This window comes from Massilia sp. BGA-UO-ETr-WB1 (assembly GCF_059567845.1).
In genome coordinates, this window is the sequence record NZ_JCAQOT010000007.1 from 15,272 (window position 1) to 37,309 (window position 22,038).

The 22,038-nt window shown below is 64.6% G+C and carries 24 protein-coding genes; 1 reads left to right on the plus strand and 23 read right to left on the minus strand.

Translation table 11 applies throughout. The features are described from left to right. Nucleotides 1-32: 32 nt before the first annotated feature. Together AC56DV_RS00770 and AC56DV_RS00775 are read right to left on the minus strand one after the other, a co-directional pair. The gene (locus AC56DV_RS00770) at nucleotides 33-716 is read right to left on the minus strand and encodes a TetR/AcrR family transcriptional regulator (protein WP_496312406.1); all 684 of its coding nucleotides are present in this window, start codon (nucleotides 714-716) and stop codon (nucleotides 33-35) included. Nucleotides 717-945: 229 nt separating this feature from the next. Then, nucleotides 946-1,854: a LysR family transcriptional regulator gene (locus tag AC56DV_RS00775; RefSeq protein WP_496312407.1), complete on the minus strand. Its 909-nt coding sequence runs from the start codon at nucleotides 1,852-1,854 to the stop codon at nucleotides 946-948. A gap of 124 nt (nucleotides 1,855-1,978) precedes the next feature. On the opposite strand from AC56DV_RS00775, the gene AC56DV_RS00780 reads away from it, so the two are divergent. Next, on the plus strand, nucleotides 1,979-2,158 hold the full coding sequence (locus AC56DV_RS00780) for a tautomerase family protein (protein WP_496312408.1): 180 nt from the start codon (nucleotides 1,979-1,981) through the stop codon (nucleotides 2,156-2,158). Nucleotides 2,159-2,501: 343 nt separating this feature from the next. On the opposite strand, the gene AC56DV_RS00785 is transcribed toward AC56DV_RS00780, so the two are convergent. The 21 genes from AC56DV_RS00785 to AC56DV_RS00885 all read right to left on the minus strand — a co-directional run bounded on the left by AC56DV_RS00785 (nucleotide 2,502) and on the right by AC56DV_RS00885 (nucleotide 21,894). Further along, nucleotides 2,502-3,500, minus strand: coding sequence for a S49 family peptidase (locus tag AC56DV_RS00785; protein ID WP_496312409.1), 999 nt, complete (start codon nucleotides 3,498-3,500; stop codon nucleotides 2,502-2,504). Between the two features lie 15 nt (nucleotides 3,501-3,515). Then, complete coding sequence (locus AC56DV_RS00790) at nucleotides 3,516-4,088, minus strand: hypothetical protein (protein ID WP_496312410.1); 573 nt, start codon at nucleotides 4,086-4,088, stop codon at nucleotides 3,516-3,518. Between the two features lie 298 nt (nucleotides 4,089-4,386). Further along, entirely contained in the window at nucleotides 4,387-4,854 is a 468-nt protein-coding gene (locus tag AC56DV_RS00795; RefSeq protein ID WP_496312411.1) for a hypothetical protein, read from the minus strand. 91 nt (nucleotides 4,855-4,945) lie between these two features. Continuing rightward, nucleotides 4,946-7,306: a conjugal transfer protein TraG N-terminal domain-containing protein gene (locus AC56DV_RS00800; protein ID WP_496312412.1), complete on the minus strand. Its 2,361-nt coding sequence runs from the start codon at nucleotides 7,304-7,306 to the stop codon at nucleotides 4,946-4,948. 19 nt (nucleotides 7,307-7,325) lie between these two features. Then, nucleotides 7,326-8,744 (minus strand): conjugal transfer protein TraH, encoded by a 1,419-nt coding sequence (locus tag AC56DV_RS00805; RefSeq protein WP_496312413.1) that lies wholly within the window; start codon nucleotides 8,742-8,744, stop codon nucleotides 7,326-7,328. Between the two features lie 9 nt (nucleotides 8,745-8,753). Then, on the minus strand, nucleotides 8,754-9,590 hold the full coding sequence (traF, locus tag AC56DV_RS00810; RefSeq protein ID WP_496312414.1) for a conjugal transfer protein TraF: 837 nt from the start codon (nucleotides 9,588-9,590) through the stop codon (nucleotides 8,754-8,756). Continuing rightward, nucleotides 9,587-9,988 (minus strand): hypothetical protein, encoded by a 402-nt coding sequence (locus AC56DV_RS00815; protein WP_496312415.1) that lies wholly within the window; start codon nucleotides 9,986-9,988, stop codon nucleotides 9,587-9,589. Before AC56DV_RS00815 ends, traF (AC56DV_RS00810) begins: the two co-directional genes overlap by 4 nt. Further along, nucleotides 9,982-11,292: a conjugal transfer protein TraN gene (traN, locus tag AC56DV_RS00820; protein ID WP_496312416.1), complete on the minus strand. Its 1,311-nt coding sequence runs from the start codon at nucleotides 11,290-11,292 to the stop codon at nucleotides 9,982-9,984. The genes AC56DV_RS00815 and traN overlap by 7 nt, the downstream gene beginning before the upstream one ends. A 2-nt stretch (nucleotides 11,293-11,294) precedes the next feature. Beyond that, on the minus strand, nucleotides 11,295-11,756 hold the full coding sequence (trbC, locus tag AC56DV_RS00825) for a type-F conjugative transfer system pilin assembly protein TrbC (protein ID WP_496312417.1): 462 nt from the start codon (nucleotides 11,754-11,756) through the stop codon (nucleotides 11,295-11,297). A gap of 169 nt (nucleotides 11,757-11,925) precedes the next feature. Further along, entirely contained in the window at nucleotides 11,926-12,987 is a 1,062-nt protein-coding gene (locus AC56DV_RS00830; RefSeq protein WP_496312418.1) for a TraU family protein, read from the minus strand. Continuing rightward, nucleotides 12,984-13,664, minus strand: coding sequence for a type-F conjugative transfer system protein TraW (gene traW, locus AC56DV_RS00835; protein ID WP_496312419.1), 681 nt, complete (start codon nucleotides 13,662-13,664; stop codon nucleotides 12,984-12,986). The genes AC56DV_RS00830 and traW overlap by 4 nt, the downstream gene beginning before the upstream one ends. Before the next feature lie 10 nt (nucleotides 13,665-13,674). Beyond that, a complete protein-coding gene (gene traF / locus AC56DV_RS00840; protein ID WP_496312420.1) occupies nucleotides 13,675-14,208 on the minus strand; it encodes a conjugative transfer signal peptidase TraF in 534 nt (177 codons plus the stop codon). Further along, nucleotides 14,205-14,558 (minus strand): hypothetical protein, encoded by a 354-nt coding sequence (locus AC56DV_RS00845; protein ID WP_496312421.1) that lies wholly within the window; start codon nucleotides 14,556-14,558, stop codon nucleotides 14,205-14,207. The genes traF (AC56DV_RS00840) and AC56DV_RS00845 overlap by 4 nt, the downstream gene beginning before the upstream one ends. Further along, the gene (gene traC, locus AC56DV_RS00850) at nucleotides 14,555-17,116 is read right to left on the minus strand and encodes a type IV secretion system protein TraC (RefSeq protein WP_496312422.1); all 2,562 of its coding nucleotides are present in this window, start codon (nucleotides 17,114-17,116) and stop codon (nucleotides 14,555-14,557) included. The genes AC56DV_RS00845 and traC overlap by 4 nt, the downstream gene beginning before the upstream one ends. 18 nt (nucleotides 17,117-17,134) lie before the next feature. Next, complete coding sequence (locus tag AC56DV_RS00855) at nucleotides 17,135-17,701, minus strand: TraV family lipoprotein (RefSeq protein WP_496312423.1); 567 nt, start codon at nucleotides 17,699-17,701, stop codon at nucleotides 17,135-17,137. Then, nucleotides 17,682-18,491, minus strand: coding sequence for a DsbC family protein (locus tag AC56DV_RS00860; RefSeq protein WP_496312424.1), 810 nt, complete (start codon nucleotides 18,489-18,491; stop codon nucleotides 17,682-17,684). The genes AC56DV_RS00855 and AC56DV_RS00860 overlap by 20 nt, the downstream gene beginning before the upstream one ends. Then, the gene (locus AC56DV_RS00865; protein WP_496312425.1) at nucleotides 18,475-19,842 is read right to left on the minus strand and encodes a TraB/TrbI/VirB10 family type IV secretion system protein; all 1,368 of its coding nucleotides are present in this window, start codon (nucleotides 19,840-19,842) and stop codon (nucleotides 18,475-18,477) included. The genes AC56DV_RS00860 and AC56DV_RS00865 overlap by 17 nt, the downstream gene beginning before the upstream one ends. Next, nucleotides 19,839-20,633, minus strand: coding sequence for a type-F conjugative transfer system secretin TraK (locus tag AC56DV_RS00870; RefSeq protein ID WP_496312426.1), 795 nt, complete (start codon nucleotides 20,631-20,633; stop codon nucleotides 19,839-19,841). Before AC56DV_RS00870 ends, AC56DV_RS00865 begins: the two co-directional genes overlap by 4 nt. 10 nt (nucleotides 20,634-20,643) lie before the next feature. Then, entirely contained in the window at nucleotides 20,644-21,207 is a 564-nt protein-coding gene (gene traE / locus AC56DV_RS00875; protein ID WP_377705322.1) for a type IV conjugative transfer system protein TraE, read from the minus strand. 9 nt (nucleotides 21,208-21,216) lie between these two features. Then, nucleotides 21,217-21,516 (minus strand): type IV conjugative transfer system protein TraL, encoded by a 300-nt coding sequence (gene traL, locus AC56DV_RS00880; RefSeq protein ID WP_377705323.1) that lies wholly within the window; start codon nucleotides 21,514-21,516, stop codon nucleotides 21,217-21,219. 18 nt (nucleotides 21,517-21,534) lie between these two features. Then, on the minus strand, nucleotides 21,535-21,894 hold the full coding sequence (locus AC56DV_RS00885) for a hypothetical protein (protein ID WP_377705324.1): 360 nt from the start codon (nucleotides 21,892-21,894) through the stop codon (nucleotides 21,535-21,537). Nucleotides 21,895-22,038: the final 144 nt, after the last annotated feature.

A 22,038-nucleotide genomic window follows, 5' to 3' on the forward strand; every position in this document is an offset into this window, starting at 1 on the left:
AGGGTTGGAAGGAAATGGGTACTGCGGGAGATTCAGGCGTTCGGCGGCACGCCGTAAGCGCGCAGGAAGACATCCAGCGCGCGGCCGACCGTGGCGGTAATCCGCTCGTCGTCCAGTTTGGTGATCACGTTGAACAAGCCGCCCTGGTACACCTCGGACGAGAGCAGGCCGAAGAAGTGGCAGGCCATCACATGCGAGTCGGCGTCACGCAGCTTGCCGGCCTTGATCACCCCGGTGAAGTAGTTGCCCAGGTAGCGCCTTGCGCGGACCGGACCCTGCTCGTAGAACGTCCTGCCGATCTCCGGGTTCACGGCGGCGGCGATCACCATGCGCTGCACACCCAAGGATTCGGGCGTATGGAAGCCCTTCAGGATGTAGTGGCCGAATTTCGTGAGCGTGGCCTCCACCTCCGCGCCGGGGTCCAGCATGGGATTGGCCACAGGCACTTCCGACGTCAGCTCCAGGTCAGGCGCCGCGCCGCCGCTCTGATGCAACATGGCCATCATGTCGCCGCCCTCGGCGCTGACGGTGCGTTGCACCAGCTCAGTGAACAAGGCTTCCTTGTTGGCGAAGTAGCGGTACAACGTCGCCTTGGAACTGCCGATGCGCGCCGCGATGTCGTCCATCGAGGCCTGGTCGAAACCCTGCTCCTGGAACACCTCCCTGGCGGCGGCCAATATGGACTGGCGGCGCGCTTCGGTTTTTACTCGGACCATCTGTTGCTCCATCTATCGTTGATTTATATCGAAACGATACCGTATCGTTTCGTTATGGTCAACTAGAAATGGCAGGGATTCTCCCATACACGGTGCACCCGTTCGCAGGCACCACGGTCACGCTGGTCAAGGCCTTCGACTAAGACGATCCGAGCCAGTTGCGCGGCACGGCAAGCGCCACCACCCCGTTGTCCAGCTGTCCAGCAACGATGTCTGCGTATCGGCTCGATCAATCCAGACGTCCCTGGCGCGCCAGTTCCACCAGCGTGTCCACCACATGGCGTACCTTGGGGCGCAGATGCGCGGTGCGCGGCCACACGGCGTGCACGTCGATCTCGCGCGCTGTAAAGGCGTCCAGCACCGTCACCAGGCGGCGTGCATCGATGTGCTGGCGCAGCAGCGCCAGCGGCATCTGGCAAAGGCCGATGCCGGCCAGCGCCGCGTCTATCATCGCTTCGCCGTCGCCGATCTGGTAGGTTGGCGGCGGCGCCAGCCGCGTTACCTGGCCATCCTCGCCGATATGCCATGCCAGCGGCCGCCCGCGCCGGTGGGCGACGATGCAGCGGTGGCCCGCAACATCGGCCAGCGTGCGGGGCTTGCCGTGCTGGCGCAGATACGAGGGCGCCGCGCAGATTACCCAGCGGTGGCTGGTAAGCTTGCGCGCCACCAATTCGCTGGAATCGTCCAACGGCCCGAAACGGATCGCCAGGTCTACGCCCTCCTCCACCAGGTCGATCACATGATCGGTGAAGGTCAGCGTCAGCTGCAAAACCGGATGGGCCTTGCCTATCTCCAGCAGTACCGGCAGCATCACCTTGCGGCCAAAGGCTGCAGGCATGTCCACCCGCAGCCGACCGGCAGGCTCCGTGAGCCGGCTCCCCAAGTTAACCTCCGCCTCGGAGATCCCCTCCAGGGCCTGCGCGCACACGGCGAAGTAGGCCTCGCCGTCCGCAGTCAGGGACAGGCGCCGCGTCGTGCGGTGAAACAGCTTGACGCCCAGCCGCGCTTCCAGCCGCGCCACTGCCTTGCCAACGGCGGACTTGGAGATGCCCAGCTGCTCGCCCGCCTGAGTGAAACTCGACGCGCGCGCCACCGCGACAAACGTGGCGACGCCGCTGAGCGTCTCAATTGCGACCATGTCGCCTCCAGAACAAGAAATGATGGCACATTGTAGACAAAACGTTGACGGCCAGACGAACGCCAGCCGGTTTATTCTCGTCGTCTGGCGCTGTAAGCTACAGGTTTTACCCGAGGAGAAAGCCATGCCTGTCGTACGAGTTACCTGGTTCGAAGGGAAAGAGGCGAAAGCGAAGCAAGCGATTGCCGCCGAGATTACCGAAAGCATTGTCAAGCATACCGGCACCGATCCGAACTACATTTATGTCGTGTTCGAAGACGTCAAGCCGTCTGACTGGGCCGGAGCGGGCAAGCTATATGGATAACTACCACGTCGGCTATTCATGAACCGGTGACGTGCCAGTTGATCGCCAGATCCGTCATTGCATGCGCAGAAAGCTCCGCCCCATCAAGAAAATGTGTCTGGACATCTTCTGGACGAACCAAGCGTCGAAGTCAGCGACCTAGCAGCATCGGAAGCTGACCTATAGGTGTAGTGGTCGCAATTTGATCTAACGGTACATCGCTATGACGTGAGCACTGTCAGGTCAGATCGCAGCCTCTACACTTAAGCGCAGATGGACGGCGTCACATGCTTTTGCGCGCTCAACATAATTTCGCAATCGCAGTGCGCTTTAGCTTGGGCCATCGCGCCGTACACAGGGACAGCTACTGAAGACCATTCCCGACGTTGCGAAGCGACACGCCTAGTATCGTTGCCGCTGCGGTCCGGCCGATCGTGGAAGCAAAGCGCATGATCGCCGACTCCTGCGGCCCAAAGTTGAATGGTTTGAGATTAGGGAAGGCGTTACCCAGCGACTCCAGGCTACCAATCTCGTCAACCAGCCCAAGCGACCTGGCCTCTTCTCCGCTCCAGACCTCACCGGTGCCGTAATCGATACCAGGTTTTAGACGCGGTCCCCGTTGGGCGACCAGTTCGTGAAGGAACATCGCTCCCACGTGACTGACCAGCTGCTGTGCCTTCGCATCGGACTCCTCCGACACCGGCGTAAACGGATTCAAAAACGCTTTCAGTTTTCCAGACGCATAGACGCGCTGCGACACGTGAAACTGCGCGATCGCCTGGTCCAGCTGCCAAGGCGCGATGATCGCCCCGATCGACCCAACCAGGCTGTACTTGCCGGCCACGATGCGGTCGGCATGCATCGCAGTCATGTACGCGGCGGAAGCGCCCATGTTGCCGATAATCGCCGTGACGGGCTTCGGATGCTTCAACTTCAGAACCGAGATGGCGCGGGTGATGCGCTCCGCTTCTGCAGGCGCGCCCCCAGGGCTGTCGATGGACAGCACCACGTGCTTGACGTGCGCGCTGGAAAACGCGTCCTCCAGCGCCGGTATGACCTTGTCCGCAGAGGCCAGCGTGCCCTGTGCGATCTCGCCATGGATGCGCACGACCCCGACCACGTCGCGAAACGGGCCGAAGGAAAAGCGCGAGGCGTTCGCCAGGAACATCGTCCCGGCGGCGACTGGCGCCAGCACCAACAAGGCCTTAATTCCGATACTCCATCGGCGCTCGGACTTGCGCTCCCGGGCGCTGCGGCGCTGCTCCTCACGGATGGCAAGTTGCTGGGCATGCAGATCCGCGAGCAACTGCAATACGACCTCTTGCGGCGCGATCGGCGCCGCATCAACTTTTTCAATAGCCATCGTTCCCTCCGCACCCTATCTGCAATTTCCTCCGAGCCCGAGCAGAATCTGGCCAAGGCCGATCTTCTGGCTGCACTCCTTGGGTTTCGGCGAGTTTTCGCCAACGTCGACGCTGCGTTGTGCCGGTGCCCGCTCCTGGATCATTTCATCTACCGTCTGGATGCTTTCCGCAGCGGCCAAGCGTTGCTTGGCATCTTGAATTTTCACCAACCTGCATTTAACCTGAAACGCATGCGGATACTCTCTAGTGGCAGCAGAATCGCGTGTCACATCGGCTGGACTGCAGAGCTCACCCGTTACATCTCGGAAGGATCGTTCGTCGACCGAACTGCCAAGGTCTGAGTGCAAAATCAATACTTGTCCATTCCTACACTCGGAAGTGATGAACTGCAGAGCAAGTCGTGAATATATTTCCCAAACCCTGCTTGTGCCTTGCGGCACAAATGTCTTTCGAGTCAAACGATAATTCGTAAGTGGCGAGAGATCGCAGACAGTTTCATCCGTTGGACGCCCTGCCAACGAAACGGCGTGGGCATTAGAACCGAGAACTAGCGTGACAGCGAGAAGCATAGCTTGAAGGATTAACATTTTCTTCTCCAAGTAAGAGGACATCATGCACATGCTAAGACACATTATTCTAATTTCAAGCATCGGATTGGCAAGCGGATGGGCAATGGTCGGGTTCGGCCTTGCGACGGCCCCTCTGATCGCGGGCACGATTATAGCTGCTACCTTTGTCACGCTGTACTTGGCTCTAGCGCTGGTCTATTGGCTAGTCCAACTTTTTCGCAGCAAGGTCGACAGGCACTTTGCCGCTAGCTCCCTGCTAGGTCACGATTCACGCGGGCGGCTTCGGATTCACAGCAACCAACGCCGCTGGTGAGGGTTACTTCCATTTCGTCTCAATCTTGTCGAATAGCTCCTTCAATTTTCTCGAAACAATATCTGGATCGTCTTTAACTTGCTCATTGACACTATTAAACAGCGAGCGTTCAGTTGACACATGGTTATTTTTTGTCCGCCCCACCTTCTCCGCTTCGAATCTCTGCTCGTGCTCTCTCGCTTTCTCCTTCAAATTCGTCGCATTATGGTTTATCTCATTGCGTATAAAGTCGCTCCGCGCCGGCGATTCCATAATAGCCGACGACCGTGTATTTCCTGCCGGCGAATCTTTTACCTTATTGCGATACGCCTCCGCCGTCATATTTAAGTTTGAGATTGCGCCACGATCCAGTGCGCTCTTTGCCTCGCGATAATCCGTGTTGACTTCATCAAATGAACTAGGTAAACGACTTGACTTCGAAACCGGAACAGGCACGCGTGTAACATTTCCGAGAAAGGATTCCAATTTCACTAGGGAACCGCTGATTTATTTGTTTTCTGAAATTTAGAGCTCTTACAGATCAATGGTTTACGTGCTGCTTTCGGCCGAAAACCCGAATAAATCAGCACTTCCCTAGCTCTGCGGCACTACCCACATTATCCGAGCGGAGCAATTGCTCGAACAACGAAACATGCTGGGGATCTTTTGCCAAGTCTTTGCTAACTGTTTCTCCCCGTTGAAATGCATCCGCAACGCTCTCAGAGAACTCCAACTGTTTGCGCAGACTCGCATCCGCTCGCTCGCTACGAGACAAACTCTCCGTCAGTCGCGCGGCAACTTCTTTCCCATCTCGATTCTCCCCCAGGACAGATAGAAGAGAGTTCTTGTTTCTTGAAATCGTGTCCGAAAATGCCTTGAACTTCGCTTTATCCTCGCTGCTCAACGCATTGTTGATAAGTTGGTCCTGTTTCTGCACCGATGAAGAATAGTGTTTGCGTCCCTCGCCGAAGATCTGCCCGCCCACATCAAATGGAGATAAGCTCTTCATGGCACCCGCTACGCCAACTCCCACGTGCGAGGCGCCGCCAAATGCTACTGATGCCACCTGCTGTTCGCTCGCGCCAGTGGTGGCCGCCACAGACTTGGCAATTTGCACCAATTCGCCTATCCGCTCTCCAACGCTCTCCTCACTTGACACGCTCGATCCTTCCGTACGACCGTGCGCGCGTATTCGTGCATTCGCACTTACCAGAGCATTGCTCAATGCTGCAGCTTTCTCGTTAGACGCAGCCACAGATTCGGCTTGCGCTGAAGCGACCGATCTGGAAGACGCTTCGACATGCTGCTGGGATATCTTAGCGTCCACGATGCGCGACACTGGCCCCTCGTTGGCCAGCGCCTTGGCAGCAGTCAGCCCACTCAACACGTTTGAGGTATATGTCGTGCCGCTGCTGTCGTTTTGCCTGCTTCCAAAAAAGGCGGAAGAACGCGCCGGCGCGAGATTGACCTGATCCATGCTCGTGTTCCCCATCGACACATTGCCGATTGAAGCAGCAGATGACGTCGAGGTCAACATGGACTGGAGCGAATGTACGCCAGATACCAGCGCGCTGCCGAGCGTTTCCATTCGTTTCAGCGCGGCCCAGGCAATCATGGGAATACTCATCGTCATGTAGCCAACTACCGCTTCGCCGGAGATAGCGTTCGAGTAGATCGAGGGAGCCGTCAGCAATGACAGCGCACTGGCGCCACCGCCGACATTGGCCGCAGCAGCCAAATCTTTCGCCGCATACACCATTGCCATGTAATTTAGTATTGCATACAGCGGCGGCCACAACTGGATCCAGACTAGCAACGAAATGTAATTCTTCAGCGCCACCGCGGTCTCGCGGCCGCCGGTCAGCATGAGGAGCAAAACCACGATCGGAAAGATTGCGTACGCCAATGCCTCCACCGTGTTGCGAATCACCGGTAGTGCCTGCTCAGCGACCTTTCCATTGTTGATCCATCCCGCGTTCGTCTGCACCACCGCTTGAGCCCGCCCAACAGCAAGCAGCATCGATGCGGGATCGTTGATTTTCTGGCCGGCCAGTAGGGATGCATCGTTCACCGCATTGATCAAGGCATTCTGGCGAATGATGTCGGCAGCGGACGCGGCTGCATTCGCGATTCCATTCTTGATGTAAGCCTGCTGGATTTGCCCTGCGATCACCGCCGCGGCCGCCGGCCCACTCAGGGTTGGATTCATCCGACTCGACAGCATGGCTTGAACGCGACTTAACTGGGCCGGCAATCTGCTGTTCAGGTTAGTATAAGCTTCGGTGCAAGGCGCCACTGCCATCCCTCCCGCTCCGTCGGATACTGGAGTGAACCTGGCCGGATTCGGCGACGCCATCAGGGGCCAAATATCGCCCGACGTGGCGAATACTTCGGGTTCCAGAGCACCTGAGGCCAGATCATATATGGTGCAGTTATTGATGAAATTGATCAAATCACTTCTGAAGCTCGGATTTTGAAACACAATCCGACTGGTCTCGCGGATCATGCGATTCCCGAACACCAAGCCGTTCTTTTGGTAAGCAAGCTCACTTGGAAGGCCGGCGGTGCCTGGCAGTACCTGCATCGCCGTCTCGTACAGTTCGGTCAGGGTATTCCCGACCCTGCTCGATAGCGAGCCAAACACGGCGAGTCCAAATGGCACATTGTCGATAACCGTCATCGCGCTCCCTCCAGTCTTGTCCACAATTCCCACGGTCACCTTGGGAACGAGCATCACCGAAAAGACGAGCGTAACCGACGCCAGCCAGTACCAGCCATGAAGTTTCTGCGGTGCGACTGCGTATGCCGCAAGCGCCGCGAAGAATCCGCAGAATGCAACCACGCCGAGGGCACTCGCATATGAACCGGAACCGCAGATGGCCGCGATCGCGTTCAGGACACCGAACAAACTGTCATTATTCTGGTAGGCATATACTTCCCACATCGCGGCCTCCCACGATCAACTATTGCATGTAGGCTGCGCGACGGCCTAGCATATCAAGGATGTGCTGGGGCATCGCGCTTCGCATTTGCCGCTCCATTTGCTCGAGGCTGGATGCTATTGCATTTATCGAACCCACTCTCTGGTGGAGCTGTGCCTTCTCCTGCGAAAGCTGTGTAAGCAAATCCTGCGCTCGTGTACGCAGTTCTCTAGCGCGTTCAGCCTGTGGCAGATCAAGCAAATAATCCTTCTCCAGCGCGAATATTCCTCGACGAAGGTTCTTCTCGAGGAAGACGTAGGCATAGTCAGCGGCAATCAGTTCGCGAAATCTGGCAATCAGGTCTTCCGAAAGATCTGCCGTCGGCACAACAGTCGATATCGAGAGCATCCTATAGACAGGCTCTGTGGTCTGATTCACAAAGCCAATCTCTGGTGAATTGTTCGGGATCGGCGTACGCGTAAGAATTTTGTTCGCAATGGAGCGCATCAGATTCTCAACCTTCAAAGTAAATGGCGAGTGAGAATAGTTGTGCTGAATTGTGACCGCGTCGCATTCAGAAAAGTTGTTGCAGCGCAGTAGCTCCTGGACGACATTGCCGCCCGGCGTGCCGCCACTGCCGTATAGAAGTCGATTAATTGATGTGATCGTCGGTGCAAAGGGTTCCGGATCGCGACCATCTTCGTAGAAGATCACTGTACCCACCAAACTCATGATTAGCTCTCTCTCCTGATCGTCCAGGTTGGTGCCCGCAAGCTTCAACGCCTTCCAAGTCAAATTTCCAACGAACGGGGCCTTGTTTCGGACTTGGGAATCGGACGACGCGCGCGCAGTGGCGAGCACCGACGGCTTGGCCGTCTGGCACCGTACCTTTGCTGTCGCGTAGTCGGATTCCAGACCAAGCGTCACCGCCAGGTCCTCACAGAGCCGGTCGCCGCTCACACCGGTGGCTTCCATCGCCGAACTGACCAGCGATTTCGCGGTGTTGCAGGTGCTGATGTTAGCCTGCGTCAGCATGCTTTCCAGGTTCTTGGTCCACTTCGTCACCCCGCCCAGGAGGGGCGAAACCGAATCGACGGCGAGCTGGAACGCGACGCCCGGCAGCGCGGCGGTGATATTTCTCAGCATGTTCTTGAACTCGGCCGCCGAGATGTGCGAAAACGAGCCGCCATAGATGTCGATGCCGCCGCAGCCGGCCTTCACCGCCGGGAAATCCATCGCCATCAGCTGATACGTCCGGTTCTGGTTGCGCAGCATCAGGCTGCCGCCACTGTAGGTATTGAAGACCTGCCCCTTGAAGGCGCCCGGCGCGGTGTAGTTGCCGATCGCCCCCAGGTCGTTGAACATGGTGTTGATGGCCGCGTTCAGATCCCCGGCGCTGGCGCCGCCGCACAGCGCGCCTGCCCCAACGGCGGTGCAGATCCATTTCGCAAATTTCCTCATGGCTTCCTCCTATCGTTGATCGCCCCAAAACACGGGTGGCGGCGTCCCCTTTCCATCCCGGCCCTCGAACAGCGCGACGATCCGCTCGGCCAGCTGCGCTTCGGACAAGACCCCGAAGCCCACCGGCTCGATGCGCCCGGAGAACGGCTGCGCCAGGAACAGCGCCGGCACTTGCTGCACCTTCAGCGCGCGCACCGCGCCGTTGTCGCTGCGCGCCTGTGGGAAGCCCGCCAGCGCGCCGCCATCCACGCTGATCGGCACCAGGCGAATGCCGTGCCGATCACAGAAGGCCTGCAGCAGCGGCGCCATCGCATGGCAGTAGCCGCAATCGCCCCGGAAGAAGAACATCAGCACGTGCTCCCTGGCCACCCGCGCCAGCACCACGTTCCGCTCGCGGATGCGCGCCTGCTCGAATACTTCGAGTGCGGTGGCGTTCACCGGCCGGCCCTGCGTGGCGGGATCGAGCTCGGGATGGGACCAGGCGATGCGCTGGGCGACGTCGGCAAACCGCGAGGCGTTGTGGACCACCTTCGCTTCCAGCTCCATGTAACGGCGCACGTTCGGCTCGGTCGGCTGGATCACCGCCAGCGCGCGGCGCTCCTCGACTTCCTTCTGCAGTTGGCGGAACCTGGCCAGCGCGGCTTGTTCGCTGTCGCCGGCGCGCGGCAAGCGCGGCGCCACCTTGCGGGGCGGCGCCGGCGGATCGAGATGGAAGTGCCAGCCGGTGCGCGGATCGAGCAGGCTGGCGCGTTCGCCATCGGCCGGCTCACCGGTATCGGACACCTGCGCGGCGCAGCAACAGCCGGCCAGCGCCAGGCACACGCCTAGAAGGGCCGGGCGTGTCATCGCGCCGCCCCCGTCGCCAGGCTGCGCGGCGGCAGGCCGTCGCTGCAGTAGTTCAGTTCAAAGCGCAGCTGCTGCAACTGGGGTGCCGCCTGGGCCGTTAGCTTCACGCCTTGCTGGGACACGTCGACACGCAGGCGGGCGCAACCCGGCTGGGCGTAGCGCACGATGGTCGAGACGTCGATCTCGACATCCCCACCGGTGCCGAACTGGCGCTTGAAGGCGTCGGCCACCGGGCCGGCGAGCACGCCGCGCGCCGTCCCGCCTGGCGCGTCGAGCGCGGCGCGCAGCAGCGGCGCGAACTGCGCCACCGGGGTACTATGCGGCGGCGCGTCCGCCGCCCGCGCCGGCAGCAGCGCCAACGCGGCCATGCCAGCAGCCAGGTATCGAAAATTCAGCATTTTCCACCCCGCGCGTAGCATTGCGGTGCTTTAACGGCGGCCGCGCCCTTGAGCGCTTCAACGTTGGGCTGCGCCGGCGCAATCGAGGCATAGAATTCGGACAAATCAAAACGGGAAAAGTCGAGCGCCTGCAGCTGGGCGACGGAAAAACCGCCGCAGGACGGGTTCTGCGGTGCCCCCCAACCCATGCCCAGCTGCGCCCTGCCCTGTTCGTTGACGAGACGCGCCAGCACCGAGTTGAAGCAGCACTTGGACGTGGTGCGTTCGATGCAGCGCACGCAACGCCCCAGGACCCGGATGCACTGCGAGCACCAGGTGCCCACACTGCGGCACAGGCGCGCGCCTTCCTTCATCGCCAACTGCCCCTCCTCTGCGTTGCAGGACATCATGGCGGTCGCCACCGCGAACACCACGGTAATGGCCAGCGACCAGGGGTTGAACGCCACCGCGATGCTCTCGCCGGCGGCGATCGTCACCGAGCCGGCCGGCAGCGCCACCCCGTTCACGGCCACGGTCACGCCATAGCTGGTGAAGGTGCCGCTGAAACCATAGCTGGTCAGCATCGACTTGATGCCGGCCGTGATGAAGCTGCGGTTGTTGGCGTTCATCAACACGTCGAATACCAGATGCGAGCCCACGCCGAACAGCGAGCCGTTGCTGTAGCCGGCGCCGGCGCGGTTGCTCTGGCAACAATTGGCGAGCAACCGGTCGCGGCAACGGTTGTCCTCCCCCGCGAACACGCGCAGCGTGGCCGGATCGAGATACACGCCGGCCTCGCGCGCGGCCTCCAGGTAGCTCATGGCCAGGGCGAAGTCCGGATCGGCCACCTGGGCCGTATCGAAACACTGGGCGCCCAGGCAGAAGCTGTTGGCCGGGCACGGCCCCGGTCCAGGGCAGCCCGCGTACAGGCTCGCCAGCGCCGTTTCGGACGCAAGCGGGTTCCTCGCCACCGCCGCCGCGCCGGCGATTTGGGTGTCACCCGGCGGCAGCGCCGGACGTGGCGTTGCGGCGGACGCGACCGCATGCCGGCCCGCCTCGCACGCCGCCGGGTCCGGATGCAGCGCGCACTGCGCCAACTGGGCACGCGCCTGGCTTGCCAGGTTGGCCTGGCCGTACAACGCCGACTGCGGCGCCGTCGTCGTGTAGCCCGGGACCACGGCGGCGGCCGACGCGGCGTTGACCGTGGCGCGTGCCGCAAGGTTGGCGGCGCGCGCGGCGGCCAGGTCGTCCTGCTGGGCCAGCGCCAGGCGCGCCTGCCCCGTCAACAGGGCGCACAGGGTCAGCCAGGCGGTCAGGCTTCGCATAGTCACGGCTCCAGCCTGGCGCGCAGCCGGCGTGCCTCCGGTGCGAACGCCGGTGCGGTGCGCAGCACATGGTCCAGCGCATAGCCGAGCGTCACGTCGCCCGCCACCGACACATAACCATCGGGGGCTGCGCAGCCATTTTCCTGGCAGGCGGTCGCTGCGGCCGCTTCGCGCGCCAGCACGACGGCCGGCACGTGCGCGATCCCGAAACGGGCAAACGCCTTCGGATCGATTTGAACGACGGCCTGGCCGCCGCCGGTCAGCTGGCGGATGCGCGCGGCGGTCTTCGTCATCGAGCCGTCCTGCAGCCCGCGCAGCACCAGTACGGCGCCGGCGCGCGGGGCGTCTGCCGCCAACCGGCGCAGCGTCCCTTCCGGCATAGACAGGCTGATGAACACCAGCAGGCGCGGTCCCGTGTTCGCAGGCACCGTGCCCACGCCGGCTATCTCGTAACCGCGTGCCACCTGCGCCAGATCGATCCCGGCACCCGCCTGCGGCTGGGGTAGCCGGTCAAAGCGATGGGTGGCTGCTGGCGGCGCAGGTTCGGCCGAACCAACTGGGCTGGCCGACATGGCCAGACACAGCGCGGCCAGCAGTCCCATGGCGGACCGCGCGCTATTGACAACGAAGCAGTCAGAATCCGACACAGCAGTTCCCCTTCCTGAACAGCATGAACGCGAAGTCCTCGCCGCGCACCGGATACTCCTTGCCGGCGCCCCACAGCGCCGTGCTGCGGCCAAACGGCTGGCAGCAGCGCCCGGCATCCTTGACCGTGGCGGGAATCGGATAGGTCAGCTGGCTCTTGTAGGCGCGCTTGTCCATCACCGGCAGGAAATACGGTCCGCACAGACCCCGCTCGCCGTGGCGGCCCCAAGCCACCAGCTCGCGGTGCAGCTTGGCCGTTAGGCGCTGCGCCAGCAGCTCGGCGGTGCGCACACCGCCCAGGTGGTAAGGCACATGACCGTCCAGCGGATACAGCGCCCCCTGGCAACCGGCGCACCAGAACAGCTCTGGACGGCCAAAGCCGGCGGTGGCGGCGACGCAATCGGCCGCGCAGGCGGCCTGCGCCACCGGGTTGGCGAACAGCACCGCCTCCGGATTGAGGATCAGGGTCAGCTCGTCGTCGTTCCACAGCGGATCAACCTCGGTCAGATAGGCCAGGTCGAACCCGCCGCGCTCCAGACAGGGGAAGTCCGCCACCACCTGCAGCCAGTACAGCACCGGGTTGGCGTAGAAGTGGGCCTGGTAAAAGCTGTTCTGCTCGCCGCCGGCGTCCACCGCGCGGCCGGCGTCGGGCGCCGCGATGCCGGGGTTCAGGTCCACGCCGCCCAGCGAGACCAGACAGAACGGGCGCCGTACCACCTCCACGTGGCGCACCGGCTCCCAGAACCCGATCGACAGCCCGACGGTCGGGTTCACGCCGCAGGAACACAGGGGATTGGCCGGGTTCGGGATATCGCCCTGCCCGCCCAAGTCGGCCAGCGTGCCGCCGCCCAGGGTGATCGGCATCAAACAGCTCCAGCAGATGTCCGTGATGGGGTTGGGAAAACGGCCGTTGCAGGTTCCTGCCGCCTTCGATGGCGGGCTGTGGCAGGCCGCCGCCAGCGCGATAGCCGCCGCCACCCGGGCGGACCGTAGGCTGCGGCCGGCAGCTCGACCGGCGAAACCGGCCAGGCAGTGCGTTAGTAAGCTCATGGCGTATCCTCCCTGGCCACTGCCGTCTGCGGCGGCACCAGCTCGTCGATGCGCAGCCGCCTGCCCTCCTGCGACACCAGCGCCGGCACGTGGCCGATGGCCAGGCGCCGCACCAGCAGGCCGCGCTGGTCGTAGTAGACCGGCACGCGCCAGCGCCGCATCAACTCCAGATACGAGCCGCCCGTGAGCACCGGTTTGACCGCGCTGGCGTACTGGCCGACCAGGCCCGCCGCCAGCGCCACCTGGCGCGCGTCGCGGGCGTCGAAAAACAGCAACCGGCGCGTCAGCGGCACGATGTCGAGCGGATTGGCACGGGTGCCGGCCGGGAACAGCAGCTTGCCCGACGCATCGACGATGTTGCGCTCCAGCGCATAGCTCGGGTCGTAGTGGAAGGTGCGCGCCGTGCGCGCCACCGGCAGGCCCAGCGGCACGGGGCGCAGCACGCCCTGCCGTGCCCGGTCGACGGCTTGCCCGCGCAGCTGCGCCAGTTCGCCGCTCGCTTCCTTTTCCCGCAAACGGCGGGCTATCATGGCCAGCAGGTCTTCCTCGGCAATGCGGTACACCGGCCCGATCACGCCCAGCGACGCGGCCTGCGCGCCCGGGGCCGCCACTGCCGCCCATGCCGCCCAAGCTGCCAGCCCCGCCGGCAGCCACCATCCCCTCTGTCGCCTTGTCATCGCCCACTCCTCAGAACAACGGCCGCACCACGGCCAGCACATCGCGCTCGGCCACCAGCCCGCACAGGTGGTAGCGCGAATCGAAGCTGTCGGCGTCCACGCCCTGCATGTACAGGTAGCCGGCCGGGATCACCGTGGCGGCGATCGGATCGAGCGCCAGGCGCGACACCACGGCGTAGCGCTTGGCCAGCCCGGCGTCGACGCCGTTGACCAGCACCGCGCGCCCGCGCACCTCGATGCGGTCCCCGGCCACGCCGGCGACGCGCTTGAAGAACGGCTGCCCGCGCAGGCCCGGCACGTGGCGCACGGCCTCGCCCCGGAACGAGAAGATCACGTAGTCGCCCCGCACCACGCCGCGCGCGCGGTAGTCCACCACGGCCACCAGGTACGGCAGGCTGGGCGTGACGTTGAACAGGACGGGCAGGCGCGGCACTGGATCGACCAGCACCCGCACGCAGGCCAGCAGCCACACCGCCGCCAAGAGCGCGTAGCACGGCCAGTCGGCGCGCATCCTGCGCAGGTGCCGCAGCAGACGCGCTTTCATGGCCGCACCCGCTGGCGCAAGAGCGGCGTCAGGTCCGCCACGCCCGCCGGCAGCGCCGCGACGGCCGAGCGCTCCACCACCAGGCAGGCGCAGTCGCGCTGCAGTTCGGCCAGGCGGGCCGGATAGGCGGCGACGAAGCTGTTGGCGGCGGCCAGCGCCTTGTCGCGCGCCGGTGCGTCGCTGCTGGACGAGATGGCCCGCAGATGGCGCGTCTGCTCTTCCCGGTACACCTGCCACGCGTCGACCACGGCCACCACGGGGATGGGCTTGACCAGCCAGTAATGGTAGCCGGCCAGCGCGGCCGCGTTGAGCAGCACAGCGGCCAGCACGCCTGCCAGCAGCGGTTTCATGCGTGCCCCCGTTCGGCCAGGATGCGCGTGATCGCCTCATCGATGCTGTAGCCCTGCGCGCGCAGGGCGTCGATCGGCTTGTTGTCCTCCAGCTTGTTGGAAAACAGCAGATGGGTGGCGGGGTCGAGCACCAGGCGCGCCACGCCCTCCCCGACCGGCGACGAGACGTACATTTCCGCGTAGGCGCCGGCCTCGGTGCGCAAGGAGTTCAACAGCCGCTTCTTGGCCGCGTCCATCAGCAGGCGCCCCTTGCGGTCCAACAGTTCGATCGACTCGGGCTTCTGGCGCAGCAGGAATACCCAGTCCGAGCAGTTGAACGCCGCTTCCATCTGCGCCGAGCCGTAGTAGTCGTCCGCGCCCTGGGTGGCGGTCACCAGCGCGCCGCCGTACTTGCGCGCCCGGCGCGCGGCCTCCTCGACCACGGCCGCTTTCAGCGGATCGTCGCTGCCGATCTCGCCCAGCTGCTGCTTCAATTCGTCCATGATGAGCAGCTTCTTGCGGTTGCGCGTCAGGTACATTTCCCCGGTGATCTGGTACATCAGCAGGATATTGACCACCGCGTGCAGGTCCGGGCGGCGCTTCAATTCCTCGTTCTCGATCACGATGAAGTCGTTGGTGAAATCGACGTTGTTCCTGCCCTCGAAGAAGCGGGCGTACTGGCCGTCCTTCGAATAGGGATTGAGCATGATGGCCAGGTCGCGGATGCGCTGGTCGTCGCGGATGCCCAGGTCGGGAATCGCGCCGCTCTTGAACGCATCGCGCATGGCCGTCATCGTCACGTCGCGCCCGTACTTTTGCCACTGGCGCAGCAGCACCGCCGAGATCGCCTTGTACTGCACCTCCTCCAGCCGGCTTTGCATCGAGCACATCTTGGCGATCGCCGGCACCAACATGTCCATGTCGTCGCAGATGTCGTTGATGGCCGAGAAGGGATTGAGGTTGATGTCGCTGTGCGCGGTGAACTCGATGTAGGCGCCGTCGGCCTTGCGGCACAGTTTTTCGAACGAACGGCCCAGGTCCATCATCCAGACCTTGGCGCCGACCGAGCGGTACGACCACGCCAGTTCGTTGAGCAGGACCGACTTGCCCGACCCGGGCGCGCCCACCACGGCGGCGTTGAAGTTACCCAGGTCGTTGTCGAACAGGTCGAGCGTGGTCACCTGGCCGCGCCGCCCGGCCAGTACCAGCGTGGGGGTACTGGTGCCACGCCATTCGGCGATCAGGGGTGCCAGGTGGATCGCGTTGGCGGTGGTCTTGCGCGTCACGCGGCGCATCTTGCGCAGGTCGCCGTGGAAGGCCGGCGAGAGCGTCATCGGCAGGCTGGCCAACAAGGCCTGGCGCTGCTTGAACACATCGGCGTTCAATTCGAAGCCGCTGGCACGCCAGATGGCCCGCGCCGTCTCGCAGGCCTGCGGCGCCTCGTCGGGCGAAGTGAAAATGGCCAGTTGATGGTACATCGACACCAGGCGCCCGCCCGCGTCCGCCGCGTTGGCGGCCGCCTTCCAGTCCTCGCGCTTTTGCTCGACGTCGGGCATGATGTCGGCCAGCTTGCTGCCGGCGTTCTGGTTGGCGCGGAAATGGTTGGTGGCGATGGCGCTGCGCGTCTCGGCGTGGTCGAGGATATGCACCCCCATGGTGAGCAGGAACGGCGCGCTGTATTGCAGCGGCGGCTGCATCAGGTCGCCGATCAGGCTGCCCATGCGCCACAGCGCAAAGCGCTGCGGGAACGATTTGATCGACAGGAAGCGCGCTTCCAGCGGCGCGCCGCCGGCCAGCTTGGACAGGCGCAGCCCTTCCGGCCCGGCATCCTGGATGGTGTCGAAGTCGACGATCTGGTCGCGGATCTCGCGCCCCTCGTCGTAATGCAATTGCGGCAGATCGGTGCGCGCCATGCGGTCCGGGTTGGTGAACTGCGCGCACCAGTTGATCAGGCCGTCCGCGTCGCAATGCCGGTTCGGCAGCGAGGCCGAGGCCAAGGTCACCGACAGCGAATCGCGCAGCGCGCACAGCGTGCCCAGGCGCCGCTCGTCCGCGCCGTGGCCCGGCAAGGTCACCGAGACCAGCAGTCGGAAGTCGCGCATGGTGAAATGATGGGCCGCGCTCAGCGAGCGCATGGTGCCGGCCAGCAGATGCTGCACGCGCTGGCGCGCCAATGAGCGGTACAGGTTGCTGTTGCGCGCCGGACGGCCGTAGCGGCTGCCCTGCTCGTACTGGTCGGCATCCTCTACCCGCAAGTTGGCGTACTCGCGCAGGATGTTGCGCACGTGGGGCGCGCCGAACAGGTGGAACTGGATGCCGGTGCCCACTGGACAGTTGATGTACAGGCTCACCAGCACCTCGACCATACGTTCGTCCGCGCCGCACTGCGGCAGCACCTCCAGCACGAAGCCCAGGCAGCCGTTGCGGTTGACGAACAGCTGCACGTCGGGGATGTAGGCACCATAGGGCAGCCAGGAGGCGAACTGCTCCGGCGGCGAATCGTTGCCGGCGCGCAGGCCCAGCCAATCGAGGATGTGGCGCGGGCCGCGCTGGGCTGGCCCTTCTGCAGTCTCAAGCATGATGTCCTCCCGGGCTAACTATTGGCGCTGCGGCCCGGCGGCCGGTGGCGCGGTTGCGGCGGAGCGCGCCACCTCGGCGCCGTCGCTGGCCGCCGTCGGCGGGGCGGCGGTTTCCAGCTGGCTGGGCGGACGCGATGGCGGCGGACGCAGCGGCGCGTAGGCTTCACGCGCGGCGCGCTGGGCGTGCGCCAGCTGCCATTGGCCATCGTCGATGCGTACATAAACGTAGGACTGGTCGACCAGATCGCGGTCGCTGTCCTCCCAGGCCTTGACCCACAGCCGCAGCACCCGCACCGGCGAGCGCAGGGCGACCGGGTCCAGCCCCGGCGGCGCGGCGCTCTGCGGCGCTTCCGTCGCCAGCGGCCGGGCCAATGCGGCCTCATGGCGAGGCGCACCATCGCCACTTGGGACAGAACGATTGTGGTAGTTGGCGGACACGGAAGCGCAGTGCACGCCCTCCGGCGCCTTGCAGCTCAACTTGGGCGAGCCGTCCAGGCCCGACAGATTGCCGCAGCCGGCCAGCGCCAGCAGGCCCAGCACGCGCAGCTTGCGCGCCATGATCTTGTTACCGCCGATGTATTCCATGTCCGCTCCTTGCCAGGCCGTCGGCCTGATCAGTCCCGCCGGCGGCGCGCGCCAATCCGGCTTCGATGTCGTCGCTGCCCAGCGCCCCGGCGATCCGCCTGCCGTCGGCGAACACCAGCGTGGGCGTCGCCTGCACGCCCAGCCGGGCCGCCAGCGCGAGATTGCGCTCCAGCGGACTGGCACAGGGCTGCGCAGGGCCAGCTGGCATGGCGCCATCGGCCATGGCGCGCGCGTACGCCGCGTCGCGGTCCTGGGCGCACCAGATCGCCTCGGGCAGTTGGCGCCCCTGATAGGGCAACAGGTAGTGCAGGACGGTGACGTCGCGCAGGCGCCGCAAGGCGGCGTCGAGCTGGCGGCAGTAGGCGCAGGCCGGGTCGGTAAACACCAGCAGGCGCCGCGCACCGGTACCGCGCACCAGCGTGATGGCGTCTTCAACCGGTATCGCCGGCAGGTCCACCACATCACCCGATGCGTTGGCATCGGCCACCGGGCTCGCGTGCCCGGCCATCCCGCCGGCCTTGCGGGACGCCGTCACATCCTGCATCCGACGGGCGTCAAACAAGTGGCCGAACACCAGGTAGCGCACATGCCCGCGACGCACATAGGCGACGTTCTCGCCCATCCACACTTCGTACAGGCCCGGAACCGGCGTCGGCGCCACGCGGTCGAAGCGGGTCGCCGGATGGGCCTGGCGCAGGCTGGCCAGCAACGCGTCCTCCGTCCGGCCCGCTAAGGCCGGCTGCAGCGCCGCCGCCAGCACCAGCGGCAGCCACTTAGTCCGTGTTGTCATCGCGCGCCTCCTTGCCCAGCCGTGGCAGCCGAATGCCCTTGGTCAGCACAATGTCCACTTGCCGCTTGGCGAACACTTCAATGACCGGGAAGGTCTCCTCGGCTAGCTTGATGTAGTAGTTCGCCAGGTTGTCCAGCGCGCGGCCGACGCCGCCCGCGACGCCACGCCGCATGCGCTCATCCATGCCCTCGGGCCCGGTGGTGAGCGTGCCGAACGGCGTTGCCGAGTAGGTCGCGCCGCCTTGGGCGAAGCCCTGGCCGATGCCGCTGACGATGCCGGCGCGTAGCGCGTTGGCCAGCATCTGGCCCTGCATGGTCACCAGGCGCCCGCGCAAGCCCAGCATGCCGTCCTCGCCGTGGACGTTGCCGTCGATCTTCACCTCCAGGGTGCGGCCGTCGCGGCGCACGCAGGACAGGTTCACCGTGCGCAGATAAGCGCGCGAGGAGCTGATGCTGCCGTAGCCGGAAGCGATGACGAAGCATTCCTTCACCTCGCCGCGATAGTGGTTCGGCAACACCGCATTGTCCAACAGCCGGATCAACACGGGCAGCGGGTTGGCCTGCGCCTGGCCGCCGGTCGGGGCGGCAATGCCGCTCAAGGTTTCGCCGCGAATGAAGCCGACCGGCAGATAGCTCTCCAGTACGCCGCCTTCCTCCTCCCGCTCTCCCTGCGCATCCTGGATATCGGCCTCGCCGCTTGGCGCCTGCCCTGCGGTGGTGGCCGGCACGGCCAGACTGACACGCACCAGTACCGGCGGCGGTTCAGCCAGCGCTGCCTGGGCGCTCGGCCCCATGCCGGCGCCAACGACGGGCGCCACCGGTGAGCCTGGCGGGAATCCCGGCATATCCGGCGGCGGCATCGCTGAGCGCGGGGATGCGGCCGACACGGCAGCGGGGGCAGGCCCCGGGGATGCCGCAGCGAGCGTCGGCACCTGCGAGGCGGCAACCGCCGGCCCCGGCGAGCCGCCCGGGCTTTGCTCCTGCTGGCGACGTTCCAGTTCGGCCAGGCGCTGCATCAGCGATTGTTCGCCCGCCTTGCGGTCCAGGTTGAACCGGTCCTGCGCATCCTTGTCCACCTTGTATTGCGCCAAGGTCTTGCCGGCCGTGCCCACCCACTGGTCGAGCGGATCGACGCGCAGCGGTGTGACGCCCTCCTGTTCGGGCTTGACCACCACTTTCTCCTTGGCGCGGTCCGCGCGCGGCGCCGCCTTGGCCTTGTCGCCGCCGGCGAGCGTCAGCACCAACCAGAGTGTGCCGATGCCGCCTGCCAGGATGCCGGCCGCCAACAGATACTGTCGCTGCCGGGTACTGAGGCGGCCGGTTGCGGTGCGCCATTTCTCTCGCAATCTCATGGCGTGCCCTCCTGTGCGCGGATCACATGCACCAAGGTGGTGGCGCCCGGCGGCAGGTTGTGCCGCTCGATGGCGACCGCCAGCACGCCGTCTTGATCGAATTCCTGCTCGGCCAGCACCATGGGCGCCGCGCCGGTGTTGCGCAGCCGGTAGATCTCGCCCAGCAGGGCGCGTCCCTCGTGGCGCCGAATCAGCCTGAACTCGGCCTCCCGCCACAGCGCTTGCGCCACATCCAACTGCTGGATGCGCACGCCGTCCGCCGTCCGCCCTTGCGTCATCGACATCAACATCGACTTCAACGCGCGCACATGGCTGGTGGCCTGCGGCCGTGTAGCCTTGGCAGCGGGCTCGCTTACTTCGCTGCGCCGGTCGCGCAAAACGAGGCTGTCGGCAGGCATCTGGGCGGGGCGCAGCAGCAGCGTGTAGGTCGCGCGCGGCGACGACACGAACAGGCTGATCGGACGGGTCGGGCCGGCATGGCCGGCCGCGGCCGGGCGCACGTAGATTTCGCCCTTGTCCAGGTCGCAGTTAAGGATGACGTCGCCGCGCGGGTTGACGGCGGGCGCGGCCAAGGGCGACGTGGCCAGCGGCGCGTTGCCTGCCGGCGGCGCGCTGTCGCAGTTGCTGGTGGAATGGATGTTGCCCACCACGTTGACGATACGCTGCCCTTCCAGCCGGACGCGGGTCGGCGCATCGGCGGCGATCGCCGCCTCCATGGTTTCCCCGTCGCGCACCTCGCGCGGCTGCGCGGCGCAAGCGCCACCGGCCCAGCATGTCAGTGCGAGCAGCATGGCTGGATGCCTACTGTTCATTGCCAACCCCCTTGAATGTTTTCAGATGGGTGCGCCCGCCGCGAAACTGGAAACTAGCCCGAAAGCGCTTTTGCAGCAGCGACGTCTCCTGCCCGTTGATGAGGGTGCGCAGCCGTCCTGTCATGAGCACCGTCTGCGTCTCCTCGTCGGGTTCGAGTTGCTGCAGCTGGAAGTAGGTGGAGCCGTTGATTTTGCGCAGGCGTTCGGCTTCCAGCTCCATCTGCAGCTTGAGCGCCTCATAGTCTTCCGGCGCCACGAAGCTCAACAGGGCATCCTTTTTCCAGCCGGCCGACGCGGGCGTCAGGTCCAGCATCAGCCAGGCGACATAGCCGCCCATTTGCTCCAGGTAGGCGCTGCCGACCCGCTCGCCTGACACCCAGAACGATTTGGTCACGTGCGGCGGCGTCACCACCACGCGCTGCGCGCCCACCAGCGAATACGTGATCAGGAGCGTGACCAAGAGGCACAGGCACAGCACGCCCAAGGCAAGGCGATGGGCGCGGATACGCGCGCGCAGGTCCCGCAGATCGTCCTGGTAGCGGGTGTTGTCCATGTTCCCTCCTTAGCCCACCATGCGCCGGATGTGCGACGGCGGCGTGGCGCGCATCGAGCTCACGGGATTGGTGGGCAAATACCAATACAGCCAGTGCAAGGCATAGGCGGCATGCTTGTCGGCCTTGGTGCGCGCCATCAGACGGGCAAAATACAGGCCGATGGCGCTGGCCACGGCAAAGCCCCAAAGCGTGTTGGCCAGGTAGCCAACGAACAGCATGAACAGGACGGGCGCCGCCACATCGACGTCCCACAATCCGATCTTCCATTGATCGTCCAACCGGCGTGGAATGTAGGTATCGGCAAGCATCCCGTCCTCCCTGCCCTACTAGATCACCGCGCCCATGATGGCGCCCGCAATGACGAGCCCGACGGCGGCAAAGATGGCCAGACCGATATAGAACAGCACCGGTCCGAAGTTGCGCAGCGCCGCCAGCGAGATCAGCGCCACCACGAAGCCGATGAAGCCGACCATCGCCTTGATGCCCGGCGCCAGATCGGCCATCTGCGCCAGCGCGGACACCAGTGGGCCGGTCAGGCCGGAAAACGCGACCAGATCGATCGCCTGACCTGGAGCGGCTACCAGCAGCCCCAGCAGCATCAGCGCCATCAATGCGACGGCACTCAGGCCTTTGCGCGGCAGGCGCCAGGATGTGGGCAGCGGCGCCCACGAACTCAACGTACTCATTCAGTCCTCCTTGAAATTTACACTCGACACACTCTTTAATGCGGCGCCATGCGCGTCTCTTGGCAGCCGGTTAGGTGCAGGCGGCCCCCGCACCATGGCCTTGCGGCGCTGACGCCCGCGCGCGAAGCGCCTGCCGCGAGGCCG